This window comes from Pedobacter vanadiisoli (genome assembly GCF_042684385.1).
In the GTDB taxonomy this organism is placed as follows: domain Bacteria; phylum Bacteroidota; class Bacteroidia; order Sphingobacteriales; family Sphingobacteriaceae; genus Pedobacter; species Pedobacter vanadiisoli.
Genome location: NZ_JBHULL010000002.1, coordinates 169,753 through 186,497, shown reverse-complemented (window position 1 = coordinate 186,497; position 16,745 = coordinate 169,753). Strand labels below are relative to the sequence as shown.

Genomic DNA, 16,745 nt, shown 5'->3' with positions numbered 1-16,745 from the left:
TTCTATGCTCAATTTTCAGAAAATTTCTGCTTGCTTCGTACTCTTTTTGTGTATAGGCACAGGTATTTGTTTAGCTCAGCCCACAGCTGTTCCCATCAAATATTTAGGGGTAGAAAGCGGTTTATCCAATAATGTGGTAAATTCCTTGTATTTAGATCATTATGGCTTTATGTGGATGGGTACCTATGATGGGTTGAACCGTTACGATGGCTATCACTTTAAAGTTTTCAGAAATGGGTGGGGAGATGAACACTCATTGATAAATAATCATATTACAGTCCTGAACGGGGATGAAAATAACAGGGTTTGGGTAGGCACACAAAAGGGAATTTCCTACTATGATTATGCCGATTCCAAGTTTCATCAATTGATTTATCTGGATAAAGGTGTAAAAAATAAAGTAAGTTATGCCATTAATTCGATAGCCATAAGTCAGGCTTTGGCCGTTTATGTGGCTACTGAAGAAAAAGGCCTGTTCGTGCTCAAAAAGAATAGTGATGTTGCAGAACGGATACCGTTTGGTAAAAATTTCGATTTTACCGTAAAAGCTTTATATATCGACGAAGACCAAAACCTTTGGCTTTTTATTAAGGATGTAGGACTTTGCAGGTATGATCGCGACAGAAAGACCCTCCGTTTAGTAACCACTGCCGTACGTTCGGCAACCTGCATTACCAAAGGTGCCGGACAGATACTTTGGATAGGGACAGAAAGGGGGCTTTTTCAGTTTGATAAAGCCAAAAACAGCCTTACCAGGTTTAACCAGCATTTGAGTAATGAGAACATTATGGGGTTATTGTTTGACCGGCAACAAAAACTCTGGATTTCTACTGATGGCGGCGGAATTGCGGTATACAATACGAAAAAACAACAAACGGATTACCTGTCTTCAGGAAAAGAAAAGGGTTTACTGAGCAGTAACTCTGTGGCCCAGGTTTATGAAGACCGGGAATCGAGAAAATGGATTGCCACCTTACGTGGTGGGGTTAACATTATTGATCCTGAAAACGAGCAGTTTACCACTATTAAGCATGATCCGTTAAAAAGTAATTCCTTAATTAACAATTTTGTACTCTCCTTTAGTGAAGATGAAAACAAAAACATTTGGATCGGGACTGATGGTGGAGGCTTAAGTGTCTGGAACCGAAAACAGAATACTTTTACCAATTATGCCAAAACCGGCGATCCGAACTCTTTAACCAGTAATTTTGTGACCAGTATTTTAAGCGATGCAGATCACAATGTGTGGGTAGCCAGTTTTAACGGGGGAATAGATCGTTTTAATAAAACAACCGGTAAATTTGTTCATTATAACTGTTATAATACTTTTAAAGGTGTTTACGACATCAATATTTGGAAGCTTTATCAAGACAAACAGCAAAATATTTGGGTAGGTACCACTAAAGGCGGTGCATTGTACCGTTATAATAAAAATGCCGATAAATTTGAACTTTTTGACCACAATTTAAAAGATATCCATAGCCTGTTTCAGGATTCGAAAGGCAGGCTCTGGGCAGGGAACTATACCGAACTGATCCAGATCGATCCAATAAATAAAAAACACCGGTATACGAAGATCAACTTTGCCATTAGGGCTATTCAGGAGGGGGTTAACCATCAAATATGGATTGGTACCGAAGGGGGAGGTCTATTACTTTTTAATCCGCAAACCCAAAAAATAAAGCGATATATCCAAAGTGATGGCTTGCCCAGTAATTCTGTGTTGAATATCCTGCAGGATTTGCAAGGTAATTTATGGTGCAGTACCTACAATGGCCTGTCAAAATTCGATGTTACACACCAGAGCTTTAAAAATTATTATGCCACAGATGGTTTACAGAGCAATCAGTTTAATTACAATGCTGCATTAAAACTATCGAACGGTAACTTTTTATTCGGTGGTATTGGCGGCTTCAGCATGTTTTCGCCTGATAGCATTAAGAAAAATAAACGCGTACCAAAAATCGTGTTAACCGATTTTAGGATCAATAATGTTCCACTCGATCAGGATTCAAGTTACCACAATATTTCAGTTGTAGATTTAGCAAAAATAGACATCCCATTTAGCGTTGCAGTGATTTCTATCGATTATGCAGCAATAGAATTCTCTTTTCAGGATCAGATTTCTTATGCCTACTATCTCGAAGGTTGGGATAGAGACTGGAATTATGTAAATAAACTAAGTACGGCCTACTATTCCAGACTGAATGAGGGCCAATATAAATTGCACATTAAAAGTACAGATACTGAAGGTGCCTGGAGTAATAACGAAAAGATTGTAATCATTACTGTTTTGCCACCCTGGTACCGTACCTGGTGGGCTTATACCATTTACCTGATTTTAGGCTCATCTTTATTTTATCTTTTTCAAACTTACCGCAACCGGCAAAGAAGACTCAAGCACGAGGTCGAACTTACCAACCTTAAAATGGAACGTGAAAAAGACCTGAATGAGAAGAAACTAAATTTCTTTACCAACATTTCGCATGAGCTTAGAACCCCTTTAACCTTAATCGTTAATCCGATTAAAGATATCATCAACAAAAAAGAAGCCGGAACAGAGAAAAATGATTTAAATGTAGTGTACCGCAACTCGAGAAGGTTATTAAGCCTGGTAGATCAATTATTGCTGTTCAGAAAGACAGAAAGCGAAAACGACGCGCTAAAAATTGTTAGGATCAACCTGTATAAATTTACAAAAGAGATTTTTCTTTGTTTTAATTACCTGGCGAAACAGAATCATATCGAATACACTTTTGAATGTGAAGAAGAAGAGCTGGATATTTATGCAGATAAAGACAAACTCGAAATCGTTTTTTTTAACCTGCTGTCGAATGCACTTAAGTTTACCCCTAAAGGCGGTTTTGTGAAATTTAGTGTTAAAACACTTGGCAGGCGCGTGCAGATTGAAGTGAGTGATAGCGGTCCCGGCATTCCGGCACATGTGGGCGAAAAATTATTCGATAAATTTTATAAGGTGATGTCGAACGAATCGCTAAAAATGGGCTTCGGTATCGGACTTTATTTAGCTAAAAACTTTGTGGAATTGCATAAGGGTAAAATTTCGTTCCGTTCCAATCAGGGGAAGGGAACCATATTTTTGATCGATATTCCGGTAGGGGAACCAAACTTGCAGCATAATGGCGTTTTCCAGAACGAACTAACCTATGTAAATGAACTGATTGCGCAGGAAGAAGAAGCTGAAGAAAATAATGATGCCGAGCAAATGGGTAATCTCGAATTGCTCATCTCAGATTTACACTCGATTTTGGTTATTGATGATAACCTGGATATTATTGATTACATAAAACACATTTTTCAGGATAATTTCAAAATTTACAAGGCCGAGAATGGGGTAGAGGGATTGAAACTTTGTAAGGAATACCTGCCTGATATTGTCATATCGGATGTAAACATGGATGGCCTAAACGGCATCGAACTCTGTAAGGCGATTAAAGAAGATTCTGCCCTGAGCCATATTCCGGTAATCCTGCTTACCGGCGATCCTAGTCCGGAGGTAAAACTTAAAGGAATTGAAGTTGGTGCTTATGATTTTATCAGCAAACCTTTCGATAAAGAGCTTTTTACGGCCAAAATTAATGGTATCATTAAAAACAGGACCAATCTCCAGTCTTATTTCTACAACGAAATAACTTTGAAGAGTGATGCACACAAAGTATCGCAGGAGGATAAAGGCTTTCTTCAAAAATGCATTACCATTATCGAAGAAAATCTGATGGAAGACAGCTTTAATGTAAAAACACTGGCATCTGATCTTGGAATGAGCCACTCTAACCTCTATAAAAAGATTAAAGCTACCTCAGGGCAGTCTATAAATGGTTTTATCCGTTTTATCAGGTTAAGAAAGGCAGCTGAGCTGTTAATTAATACCAATTTAAATATTAATGAAGCCGCCTTCAGGGTGGGGATAAATGACAGCAAATACTTTAGAGAGCAGTTTCAAAAGCTGTTTAAGTTAACCCCGTCTGAGTTTATAAAAAAACACCGGAGAAGCTTCCATAAATACTATAATATTAATGCCACCACATAAAAGTTACGCTATTTTGGCCTTTAAAGGGTGTTTATCTTAAAACGCCCCCTGCAAAGTATGATTTAGCCCCCCGTGTAAAGCTTAAAAATTTCGGTACTTCGGCTTTACCAAATGAAAAAAGAGTAGCCTGAACTATTTAATGTATCAATCTTTAATTAAAAGTATATTTTTAATCTGTACACTTATCGGTATCAACCTGGTGGGTGTTGCTCAAGAAGCAAAATTGAGTACCATTGCCCCTAACGGTTGGGCAGACAACTCTGTAAACACGGTTGTTTTTCGTAAAAATTCTTTGGTTAGCTTTAACAATAGCCAATATGCTGCTTATTACGATCAAGAACAAAATGTGGTATTGGCCAAACGCAAAATCGGCGCTACCCACTGGACATTGGTTACCACACCCTATAAAGGCGATGCAACCGACGCCCATAAGTCAATCAGTATTATGGTAGATGGAGATGGTTTCCTGCATATTGCCTGGGGCCAGCATAATAACCACTTAAACTATGCAAAATCGATTTCAGCTGGTTCATTAACTTTAGGCAACAAAGAGGTTATGCTCTCTGTAAAAGAAAATAAAGTCAGTTATCCCGAATTTTATAAACTGGCCAATGGCGACCTTTTGTTTTTTTATCGTGATGGCGGTTCTGGCAACGGAAACCTGATGATAAACCGTTATAGCCTGAAAACCAAAAAATGGACAAGGGTACAGGATGGGATGATTGATGGCGAAGGCCAGCGGAATGCCTATTGGCAGGTAGCAGTAGACCAGGCTGGAATCATTCATTTATCTTGGGTGTGGCGCGAAAGTCCTGATGTAGCCAGTAACCATGATTTATGTTATGCCAAATCGACTGACGGAGGTATAAGCTGGTTAAAATCTACCAACGAAAAGTATAAGCTTCCTATTACGGCGGCCAATGCTGAGTACGCAATTAGAATTCCGCAGAAAAGTGAACTCATCAACCAAACCTCTATGTTTGCCGATGCCAGTGGCAAGGTATTTATTGCCGGTTATTGGCGCGGAGTAAACGAAAGCGGACCTCAGTACCACCTTGTTTTTAAAACCGATAGCAACTGGAAAGTAAGTAACTTGAATTTTAGAAAAACAACCTTTAGTTTAAGTGGTACCGGTACCAAGCGAATTCCAATTTCACGACCGCAGATTATCGTTTGGCCAAATGGAACACATTATGCAGCCGGATTATTGTTTAGGGATGCTGAGCGTGGAAACAGGGCATCTATTGCTTTAAACGATCATCTCGGAACAGATAACTGGGTGATTAAAGACCTTACCAAAATCAGCCTGGGCGATTGGGAGCCTACTTATGATACCGAACTTTGGAAAACTAAAAAAATGCTGAGCCTATTTATACAAAATGTTACTCAAATAGATGGCGAAGGAAAAGCCAACCAGGTACCTACCCCGGTGCAGGTATTGGATTGGAAGCCTGAAAAATAAAACATTAACTACCCGACAAATGAAATATCCATTAACAAAATACATCCTTCTTTTCGTGCTGATTTTTTTATCAGGCACAATTGTGGCGCAACCTAAAAAATCTATTGGTCGCAAAGCCGAATCAAAGGAAAATGTAGCTTACCTGTTTACCTATTTCACCGGAAATTCGAAAGCAGAAGAAGCCATTCGTTTTGCAGTAAGTACCGATGGTTATCATTACAAAGCTTTAAACCACAATAATCCGGTTGTTTCATCCGAAAAGATCAGCAGTACCGGCGGCGTTCGCGATCCTCATATTTTGCGTGGTGAAGATGGCAAAACCTTTTACATGGTGGCTACCGATATGGTTTCTGATAAGGGTTGGAATTCTAACAGGGCAATGGTATTCCTTAAATCTAATGATCTGATCCATTGGACATCGGCAGTTGTTAATATTCAGCAGCGTTTTCCAAATAACGAAAATCTGCTTCGTGTTTGGGCACCGCAGACCATTTACGATAAAACAGCTAAAAAATATATGGTTTATTGGTCTATGAAACATGGCGATGACCCTGATAAAATTTATTATGCTTATGCAAATGCTGATTTTACAGACCTGGAAACCGCTCCGAAGCAATTATTTTTTAGTCCAACCAATAGCGCTTGCATTGATGGCGACATTATTTACGATAAAGGGAAATATAACTTATTCTTTAAAACAGAAGGTAATGGCAATGGTATTAAAAAAGCAGTTTCCGATAAATTAACCGGAGGTTATGTATTACAGGACAAATACCTGCAGCAAACCAAAGAAGCGGTAGAAGGAGCCGGTGTTTTTAAGCTAAACCAGGGTGATGAGTATATCCTGATGTATGATGTATATATGAAAGGCCGTTACCAGTTTACCAAAAGTAAGGATTTGGCAAACTTTAGTGTAGTTGATCAGGATATTACAATGGATTTTCACCCGAGGCATGGAACTATTTTGCCGATTAACCAGCAAGAGTTAAACCGGTTGCTCCATCAGTGGTATACCGTTGAGTCGGTTTTACTGACCGCTCAAAACAAGTCGATCAATCAGAATAACATCGTTTTGGATAGCGTAAATCAGAAACTTTATTTACCAGTAAACTATGGGACTGATTTAAAGGCTTTTGATCCGCAGTTTAATACATTCAAACAAATCAGCATCACGCCTAAAGGAAAAGTAGATTTTTCTAAAGGCCCCGTAAAAATCAAGGTAAGCATTCCTGGTCAGCAAGTAAAAACCTACGAGGTAAGCGTTGCAGTAGCCAATAACCCTGTGCTGAAAGGCTATTATGCCGATCCTGAGATTTTATATTCCAATAAAACTTCCAGATATTATATCTATCCAACCAGCGATGGCTTTGATAACTGGAGTGGTACTTATTTTAAAAGTTTTTCATCAACTGACCTGGTTAACTGGAAAGATGAGGGCAAGATATTAGACCTCGAAAAAGACGTCTCATGGGCAAAAAGGAATGCCTGGGCACCTACCATTATCGAAAAGAAAGTTGATGGTGCGTATAAATATTACTATTATTTCACCGCAGCACAGAAAATTGGCGTTGCAATTGCCGATGATCCGGCCGGGCCGTTTAAGGATAGTGGAAAGGCTTTGATTGGCAGTAAACCAAAGGGAATAAAAGGTGGCCAGGAGATTGATCCAGATGTATTTAACGATCCTAAAACCAACAGAAGTTATTTGTACTGGGGAAATGGCTACATGGCCGTTGCACCGCTAAATGACGATATGGTTTCGATTGATACCAGCGCAATTAAGATTATTACCCCGGATAAGAGCTTTAGAGAAGGCACTGAAGTGTTTTACCGGAATGGGAAATATTACTTCTTGTGGTCGGAAGATGATACACGAAGCGAGAATTATAGGGTAAGATATGGTTTCTCTGATTCGCCTACAGGAAAAATGACTATTCCGGAAAACAACCTGATTTTGGCAAAAGTTGCTGCTCAGGGGATTTATGGTACAGGACATAACAGCGTGATTAAAGTTAACGGAAAAGACGAGTGGTATATGGTTTACCATCGTTTTACCCGGCCAAAAGGAATTTCAATGGGAAGGGCTGCGGGCTATAACCGAGAAGTTTGTATTGATAAAATGGAATTTAATCCCGACGGAACCATTAAACCTGTTATACCAACTGTTAATGGCATTAAACCGATAAACTAATGAATTTAAAACTATATAAAGCGTTTTTCTTACTTTTTTTCTCAGCAACTGTGGCTGTAAATGCCCAAAAGCTGCAATCAAAAGAGGAAGTGCTTGAAATGATCAACCGGGCAAATATTTTTTGGCAAAGCAATAACAAACCCGAAGTACGTGCTTTTTGGGACCATGCAGCTTACCATACCGGAAATATGGAAGCTTATGAAATTACCAAAAATGAAGCCTACCGTAAATATTCAGAAGATTGGGCCGAACACAACAAATGGATGGGCGCAAAATCGACCGATAAATCAAATTGGAAATATAAATACGGCGAAACAGATGAACATGTATTATTTGGCGATTGGCAGATCTGCTTTCAAACCTATATCGATCTATATCACTTAAAGCCAGAGGAATATAAAATTGCAAGGGCAAAAGAGGTCATGCAATACGAAATGAGTACTCCTAATAATGATTACTGGTGGTGGGCCGATGGTTTGTACATGGTAATGCCTGTAATGACCAAGCTTTATAAAGTAACAGGCGACCAGAAATATCTGGATAAGCTGTACGAATATTTTATGTATGCCAACAGCATTATGTACGATAAAGGGGAAAAACTCTATTACCGCGATGCCAAATATGTTTATCCAAAACATAAAAGTGCCAATGGTAAAAAAGATTTTTGGGCAAGGGGAGATGGTTGGGTGTTTGCAGGTCTGGCGAAAGTGCTTAAAGATCTGCCAATTACAGATCCGCACCGGAACGAATACCTGACCAAATATCGCAATATGGCTAAAGCAATCGTTAAAAGCCAACAGGAAGAAGGTTATTGGACAAGAAGCATCCTCGATCCGCAACACGCTCCGGGACCTGAAACCAGTGGAACTGCTTTCTTTGCTTATGGTTTGTTATGGGGCATAAACAATGGTTATTTAAAAGAAAAAACCTATTGGCCGGCAGCACAAAAAGCCTGGGCATATTTAACTAAAACCGCCTTACAGCCAAATGGTAAACTGGGCTACGTACAGCCCATTGGAGAAAAAGCCATTCCGGGCCAGGTAGTTGACGTAAACTCTACTGCGAATTTCGGTGTAGGTGCATTTTTATTGGCAGGAAGTGAAATGTACCGCTATTTATCGAGCAAAAACTAAATTTTTATGGAGAAAATGAGACTTAAACATATTTTAATTACAACTTTATTGATCATCTTAACTGGCGGATCTCTTTATGCACAAAAGAAAGCCAAAAACACCAAAGGAGCCGTTCTAACTGACAGGCAGTTTTGGTTGCAGCAAATGGATAAGATGGTGAAACCTGTTTTATACAATTTAGCTAATGATAGTTTAAGAATAGCTATGCCTAAAGTTACCTCTATCCATATCGATAATAGGGAACATCGTATTAAAGTACAGTATGTTGAGGTTTTGGGCAGGGTTTTAAGTGGCATTGCACCATGGCTGCAGTTAGAAGGAGGTTCGGCAGAAGAGGTGGCTTTAAGGAAACAATACCGCGAGTGGGCCATTAAGGGGATAAAAAATGCATTGGATTCTAATGCCAAAGATTTTATGACTTTCGATATTGGTGGCCAACAGCTGGTAGATGCTTCCTATATAGCCCTTGCTTTGATCCGTGCACCATGGCTTTGGGAAAACCTGGATAAGAAAAACCAGGAACTGATGATGCAATCTATTGTGACAACCAGAAGATTTAAACCTGTTTTTTCTAACTGGTTACTCTTCTCGGCAATGAACGAGGCTTTTTTAGCCAGGTTTGGCTATAACTGGGATCCCATGCGTGTCGATTATGCCCTCCAGCAAATGGAACAATGGTATACAGGTGATGGAATGTACACCGATGGAACATCATACGCCTTCGATTATTACAATAGTTATGTTATCCATCCTTACCTCGCTACTTTGGCGAATATCATGGGGCCTAAAACAAACAGCTATAAGGAGATGTTCGAGAAGATTAAAAAACGTAATGAACGGTACGCCGTCATCCAGGAAAGATTGATCAATGCCGATGGTACTTATCCTGCAACCGGCCGTTCGATTATTTACCGTGGTGCAGCATTTCATCATTTGGCCGATATGGCCTGGAGGAAAGCTTTGCCCAAACAGTTAAGTGCAGCACAGGTACGTTGCGCTTTAACAGCAGTCATCAGAAAAACTTTAGAAAGCCCTTCAACTTATAAAAATGGCTGGTTAACAATAGGTTTATACGGAGATCAACCCAATCTTGGCGATTTCTATAACAACCAGGGCAGCCCATACATTGCATCAAATATCTTTTTGCCCCTGGGTTTACCAGAATCAGACCCTTTTTGGGCTAACCCGGCCGAAAAATGGAGTGCACAAAAAATCTGGAGCGGCGAGAATTTTGAGAACGACCATAGTGCCAGTTTAAAATAAATAAGCGGTTAATATACAATCGGAAAGGTATAGGTAAATTACCTTCTTTATAACATTAAAATTATTTGATTAAAATGATGAATAAGAGAATCAGTTTTATTTTAGGATTTATAGCCCTTGGTTTGGGCTTAAGCAGTTACGTTTCTGCGCAGCAAACCTATACTTCTTTTACCCCCGGTAAAATTTGGAAAGATGATAAAGGAGTTCATATCAATGCCCATGGCGGAGGTATTGTGGAACATAAAGGCGTTTATTATTGGTTTGGAGAACATAAAATTGAAGGAGAAAAAGGAAATTCGGCACAGGTAGGCGTACATTGCTATTCATCTAAAGATTTATACAATTGGAAAGATGAAGGCATTGCTCTACCGGTTTCTGACGATTTGACCAGCGATATTGCCAAAGGCTGTATCCTCGAAAGGCCAAAAGTGGTGTACAACAAGAAAACCAAAAAGTTTGTAATGTGGTTTCATTTAGAACTTTTGGGCAAAGGTTATGCAGCGGCCAGATCGGGTGTCGCTGTTGCCGATCGCCCGACAGGGCCATACACTTTTATCAAGAGTTATCGCCCAAATCCAGGTAAAATGCCTTTTTATGCAACAGGTACAGCAGAAAACGATAAGGTAAACTGCCAGCAGCCAGCCAATAAAAGTGACGGTTTTTTCTGTCGTGATTTTCCTGGCGGACAAATGGCCAGGGATATGACCGTTTTCGTAGATGATGACGGGAAGGCCTATCATGTATTTTCTTCAGAAGAGAATTTTACCCTGCATTTAGCTGAACTAACTCCTGATTATTTAGGACATACCGGGAAATTTATCAGGATTTATGTAGGGCAGCAAACCGAAGCGCCTGCTTTGTTTAAGAAAAATGGAGTTTATTATATGATAGGCTCGGGCTGTACAGGTTGGGCACCAAATCCGGCCAGGTGGTTTAAAGCAAATACGATCTGGGGCCCCTGGACTTATATGGGAAATCCTTGCCAGGGTGAAGGAGCTAAGCTAACCTATGGTGGGCAGAGCACCCATGTGTTGCCGGTACCGGGCAAAAAGGGCGAATTTATTTTTATGGCTGATAAATGGACACCAAAAAATGCAATTGATGGTCGTTATTTATGGTTGCCCATCAAATTTGAACAAGATAAAATTTCAATAAACTGGGCAGACGAATGGGATCTGAGCGTGTTTAAAAAGTAGGGAAAAAAGCATAATTTTTATATAAACCTGGATGATGGATTGCGTAAAAATACGCAAAATGGGATTTTTTTGCCCAAAATTCCGATCGTCTTCAAAACAACTTTTAAAAGATGAAAGTAAAATTACTATGGTTAGTGGCAATATGTTTCTCCTTATCGGCTTTTGGCCAGCAAGCTAAACATACGTTTAAACTAGGAGAAACAAACTTTTTATTGGATGATAAACCTTTTCAGATTATCTCTGGTGAGTTGCATTATCCACGTGTACCAAAAGAGGCCTGGCGGGCGCGTATGAAGATGGCTAAAGCAATGGGCTTAAACACCATTGGTACCTACGTATTCTGGAACCTGCACGAACCGCAAAAAGGAAAGTTCGATTTTTCGGGAAATAATAACATTGCCGAGTTTGTAAAAATTGCCCAACAAGAAGGCCTGTGGGTTATTTTAAGACCAAGTCCGTACGTTTGTGCCGAATGGGAATTTGGTGGTTACCCTTATTGGCTGCAGAACGAAAAAGGCCTGGTGGTAAGAAGTACAGAAAAACAATACTTAGATGAATATAAAAAGTATATCATTGAAGTAGGCAAACAATTGGCACCCTTGCAGATCAATCATGGTGGTAACATCATCATGGTGCAGGTAGAAAACGAATACGGTTCTTATGCTGCTGATAAAAACTATTTAGATATCAACCGGAAGATGTTTATAGAAGCTGGTTTTGATGGCTTGCTTTATACCTGCGACCCGGCAGCAGATGTAAAGGATGGACATTTAGATGGATTATTACCAGCACTAAACGGAATTGATAATCCGGCAAAAATTAAGGCTTTGGTAAACGAGAACCATAAGGGTAAAGGTCCGTATTTTATAGCAGAATGGTACCCTGCATGGTTCGATTGGTGGGGAACAGCACACCACACTGTTCCGGCAGAACAATATACGAACAGGTTGGATTCGGTTTTGGCGGCAGGTATTTCAATTAATATGTACATGTTTCATGGAGGTACCACCCGCGGTTTTATGAATGGAGCCAACTACAAGGATATTTCGCCTTACGAGCCGCAAACCAGTAGCTATGATTATGATGCACCTTTAAATGAAGCCGGAAACGTAACGGAAAAATTCAGGGCTTTCAGAAGTGTGATAGAAAAACACCTGCCGGCGGGGCAAAGTTTGCCACCAATTCCGGCTGTTAAATCAAGTATTGCCATAGCGCCGTTTAAATTGAGCAGTAAAGTAGCCCTGTTTAATACCCTGCCAAAGGCAGTAAAAAGTACCACCCCATTAACTTTCGAAGCGCTGGGGCAGGATTATGGTTATGTTCTTTATCGTACAACCATTAAGGGAGGAAAAAAGGGAGAACTGCAAATTAAGCAACTCCGCGATTATGCACTTGTTTTTGTCAATCAAAAAAGGGTGGGGGTTTTAGACCGTCGGTTAAACCAGAACACGCTGCCGTTAAACCTCCCTGAGGGCGATGTGCAGCTCGACATTTTTGTAGAAAATATGGGCCGGATAAACTTTGGAAAATACCTGTTGGAAAACAAGAAAGGAATTACTGAAGCGGTAACTTTTGCAGGTGCCGAAGTTAAAAACTGGTCAATGTATAGCTTCCCATTTAGCAATATTGGTAATTATAATACCAAGTCTGCATCACTTAAAGATGCAGGAAACGGGCCTGCTCTTCAAAAAGGATCTTTCTATATTTCAACTGTTGCGGATACCTATTTAGATATGACCGATTGGGGAAAAGGGGTGGTTTGGGTTAATGGCCACAACTTAGGGAAGTACTGGGCAATTGGTCCGCAACAAACGCTTTATATTCCACAGGAATGGTTAAAAAAAGGCAAAAACGATATTGCCGTTTTAGAGCTGATTAAGCCTGATCAAACTATTTTAAGAGCAATTGACCAGCCCATTTTAAATATACTTAAGAAATAAACGTTTGTTGAACGCTTAAAAAATCGAAATTAGGGGTTAATGGCTTAATTTTTAACAAAAAGTAACAATTTAACCCCTAATTATTACTGAATTGCCCCTCACTCAACCGGCATAATAAATGGTTACTTTGTTTAAACCAAACGTTATCCCATGAATAGTTTTTATAGCAGATCAGACTAATGGCCCAGGGCACATTTTTTTAATCGAATCTAAAATACCCTTCTCTATTCAATATTTAAACTACTAACAACAAACAAACTAACTAACATATGAAAAAATATTTACTGCTCACCTAGTTCGATTGTATCTTATTGAACCTCCAAGCCTAAATAATCTAAGGCAATACAAAAGCGTAGTTTAACGAAAACGTGTATGCCCATGGCTTTGCCGTATCCTTAATTTATAAACCAACATCATATTGTCTGATGGCCACACGCTAAAAAATAGTGTGTGCATTGTGCAATACAACTAACTAACATAAAATCATGAGTGGAAAAAAAACACTTAAAAATCTAGGCTTCATATTGATATCATGGGCCTTCCTGAGTTTCGGTAATCAGAGTTACGCAAACCCGGTAAATTTGATAAACCGGCAGGATACCACCCAACTTAAGAGCGTTATGTTTACTATCCTCGATGGGAATGATTTTCCATTGCCAGGTGCTGATGTTTCGAACATCAGCCTGAAAAACAACGCTAAAACAGATAGTTCTGGAACAGCAAAACTAAATTCGAGGAAGAATGACATTATACGCGTTGAGTACAACGGTAAATTACTGAAAGAGTATGTTGCCAATGGAAATCTAAATCAGATTATCCGTATTGATGGTAATAATATCATGGTAATGCAGCAAAAAAAAGTGGTACTAACCAATGATATTAAAATATCGCCAAACTTAACAACAGGATCTACGCAGGCAGTATACAATAACGATCTTGTTAAATCAACCGTAACAAGTGTTAAAAATGCCTTAACCGGTAGGTTGGCAGGTTTATATACAAATCAAACCAGTGGTCGTCCGGGGCTCGAAGAGGTAACGGTGTCTTTAAGGGGCCAAAATCCAATTGTTCTGGTAGACGGGATACCAAGAGACCTTACCATGATCGACCTTGAAGAAATAGAATCTGTTACTGTACTTAAAGATGCGGTTTCTACGGCTATGCTTGGGCTGAGATCATCAGGTGGTGCAATTGCAATAACTACAAAAAGAGGTTTTATTGGTGCACAACAAATTTCATTAACCGCTCAAACTGGTTTTCAGAGCCCTCTAAAAATGCCAAAAACCTTAAATGCCTTTGATTATGCAACTTTATACAATGAGGCAAGGGTAAATAGTGGCGATTTGCCTGTTTACACACAATCCGATCTTGATGCATTTAGAACAGGATCAGATCCTATTGGTCATCCGGATGTGAACTGGCAAGACCAGGTATTGAAAAACAGGTCAGCATTCAGTCGTTATGATCTTAATTTCCGTGGAGGAGGAAATACGGCAAGATATTATGTTGGTTTAGAATATCAGAATCAAAAAGGCCAGTTTAAAGAGAGCGATCTGAATGAGTATTCTACCAACGCCAGCTTTAGTAATTATACGGTACGTTCTAATGTAGACATTAACCTTACCTCAAAAATGACTTTGGGTCTGCATCTTTTTGGCCGGATTGGGAATTATACTCAACCTGGAAGTTCTGCAGCCAATATTTTTAGTGCTATACTCAATACACCAAACAATGCTTATCCTGTATTCAATAGCGATGGCAGCTATGGAGGCAATACACAGTTCCAGAATAATATTTATGCCCAAACTGTTAGCTCCGGTTACCGCTTAAATTACAGAAGGGATATTATTACGGATTTAACTTTAAGAAGAAGTTTGGATGATGTGATACCTGGCTTATGGGCACAGGCATTGGTTTCATTTTATTCGGGTATATCAGAAAATACAGACAGAAGTAAATCTTTTGCAGTTTCGAAGCAAACGGGAACAGGTTCGACAGCAACTTACCAGATTTTCGGTACAAATGGTACACAGAATAATGGTACCTCAATAGATTATCAAAACAGACAGTCATATCTGGAAGCGGCAATAGGTTACAAGAGGAATTTTGGTTTGCACCAAATTGATGCACAGATTAGAGCAACCAGCGATAATGTAAACAGTGGTCCAGATCTTGGCTTGAATTATTACGGAGGTTCTGGTCGGGCAGCCTACAGTTTCGATGAGCGTTATACAGCAGAAGTAGCATTTGGTCTTAACCGTACCAATAGATATCCGAAAGGTTCGCCAATGGGATTTTTTCCGGCTGCAGGTTTGAGTTGGAACATTACCAAAGAAAAATTCATGCCTAAGTTATCCTGGCTAAACGACCTTAAGTTATTTACCAGCTACGGTCGTACAGGTAACGATGCCGCAGGTTATTTTGTTTTCCAACAATTTTACGTAGGTAGCCCGAGTTCGTATTACTTTGGTACAAGTGCTTCAAGTAGTTCTGCTTTGCGCCAGGATGTATTGGCTAATCCAAATGTAACCTGGGAAAAAGGAGATAAATTAAATTTAGGGCTAAAAAGTACTTTATTTAACAACCATTTGTTTTTACAGGCCGAATATTTCAATAACAAATATTCAGACCTGCTTACTTCACCTAATCTGTCAACCATTGTTGGTACAGCCGTTAGGAACTTAAATATTGGTATAAACCGGTATAGTGGTTTTGAACTTCAGTTAAACTGGCAGCAATCTTTAGGCAAATTCAGTTATTTCGTTTCTGGTAATGCCAGTACTTTAAAATCAAAAGTAATTTATCAGAACGAAGTATTTAGGGAATACAGTTATCAAAGCCGTACCGGTCAGCCTGTTGGACAGCCGTTTGGCTACATTGCCGATGGGCTTTTTCAATCACAGGCAGAAATTAACGCTTCAGCCAAAATTGCAGGTTATAACCCGGTTCCGGGAGATATTAAATATAAGGATTTAAATAACGATGGGGTAATCGATCAGTTCGACCAGGCAAAAATCGGTACAGATAAGCCGCTAATTTATTATGGGGCAAATATAGGTTTCTCTTACTCGGGTTTCGATTTAAGTGTATTGCTGCAAGGTGTTGCCAACAGAAACCTATTGCTAACAGGTAATAGTGAATGGGAATTTCAGAATGGCGGCTTTGGTCAGGCGTATGAGCATAATTTGGATCGCTGGACCCCGGCCACTGCAGCAACAGCAACTTATCCAAGGGTTACGGTTGGTAACAACTTTAACAACAACATCGTGTCTTCTTTCTGGATGCATAGCGGTAATTACCTGCGATTAAAAAATATTGAACTGGGTTATACCATTTCATCCCGCTTTGCCAATAAAGTAAAAGTTTCGGGCATCAGGTTATTTGTAAATGGTACAAACCTGTTTACAAGCGCTTCATTTGATCGGGTAGATCCGGAAACTAATGGGGGCGTATACCCAATCCAAAGGGTTATTAATGGTGGCTTAAGTGTTAAATTTTAATCTTTAAAT

8 protein-coding genes are annotated in these 16,745 nt (G+C 39.5%); all 8 read left to right on the top strand.

Annotated features, from left to right (window positions below; translation table 11 throughout):
- Positions 1–4 precede the first annotated feature (4 nt).
- The 8 genes from ACFSR6_RS01090 (at position 5) to ACFSR6_RS01055 (ending at position 16,736) form a co-directional block, all read left to right on the top strand.
- A complete protein-coding gene (locus ACFSR6_RS01090; protein ID WP_379073882.1) occupies positions 5–4,051 on the top strand; it encodes a hybrid sensor histidine kinase/response regulator transcription factor in 4,047 nt (1,348 codons plus the stop codon).
- 139 nt (positions 4,052–4,190) lie between these two features.
- Positions 4,191–5,513, top strand: a complete 1,323-nt coding sequence (locus tag ACFSR6_RS01085; RefSeq protein WP_379073880.1) for a BNR repeat-containing protein — start codon at positions 4,191–4,193, stop codon at positions 5,511–5,513.
- A gap of 19 nt (positions 5,514–5,532) precedes the next feature.
- Positions 5,533–7,704 (top strand): family 43 glycosylhydrolase, encoded by a 2,172-nt coding sequence (locus tag ACFSR6_RS01080; RefSeq protein ID WP_379073878.1) that lies wholly within the window; start codon positions 5,533–5,535, stop codon positions 7,702–7,704.
- A complete protein-coding gene (locus ACFSR6_RS01075; RefSeq protein ID WP_379073876.1) occupies positions 7,704–8,837 on the top strand; it encodes a glycoside hydrolase family 88/105 protein in 1,134 nt (377 codons plus the stop codon). The genes ACFSR6_RS01080 and ACFSR6_RS01075 overlap by 1 nt, the downstream gene beginning before the upstream one ends.
- A gap of 15 nt (positions 8,838–8,852) precedes the next feature.
- Entirely contained in the window at positions 8,853–10,100 is a 1,248-nt protein-coding gene (locus ACFSR6_RS01070; protein ID WP_379073874.1) for a DUF2264 domain-containing protein, read from the top strand.
- A gap of 74 nt (positions 10,101–10,174) precedes the next feature.
- Positions 10,175–11,296, top strand: a complete 1,122-nt coding sequence (locus ACFSR6_RS01065) for a glycoside hydrolase family 43 protein (protein WP_379073872.1) — start codon at positions 10,175–10,177, stop codon at positions 11,294–11,296.
- 110 nt (positions 11,297–11,406) lie between these two features.
- Positions 11,407–13,236 (top strand): glycoside hydrolase family 35 protein, encoded by a 1,830-nt coding sequence (locus ACFSR6_RS01060; protein WP_379073871.1) that lies wholly within the window; start codon positions 11,407–11,409, stop codon positions 13,234–13,236.
- A gap of 620 nt (positions 13,237–13,856) precedes the next feature.
- Positions 13,857–16,736 carry a SusC/RagA family TonB-linked outer membrane protein gene (locus tag ACFSR6_RS01055; RefSeq protein WP_379073870.1) on the top strand — a complete coding sequence of 960 codons (2,880 nt, stop codon included), beginning with the start codon at positions 13,857–13,859 and terminating at the stop codon, positions 16,734–16,736.
- The last annotated feature ends 9 nt before the right edge of the window (positions 16,737–16,745 follow it).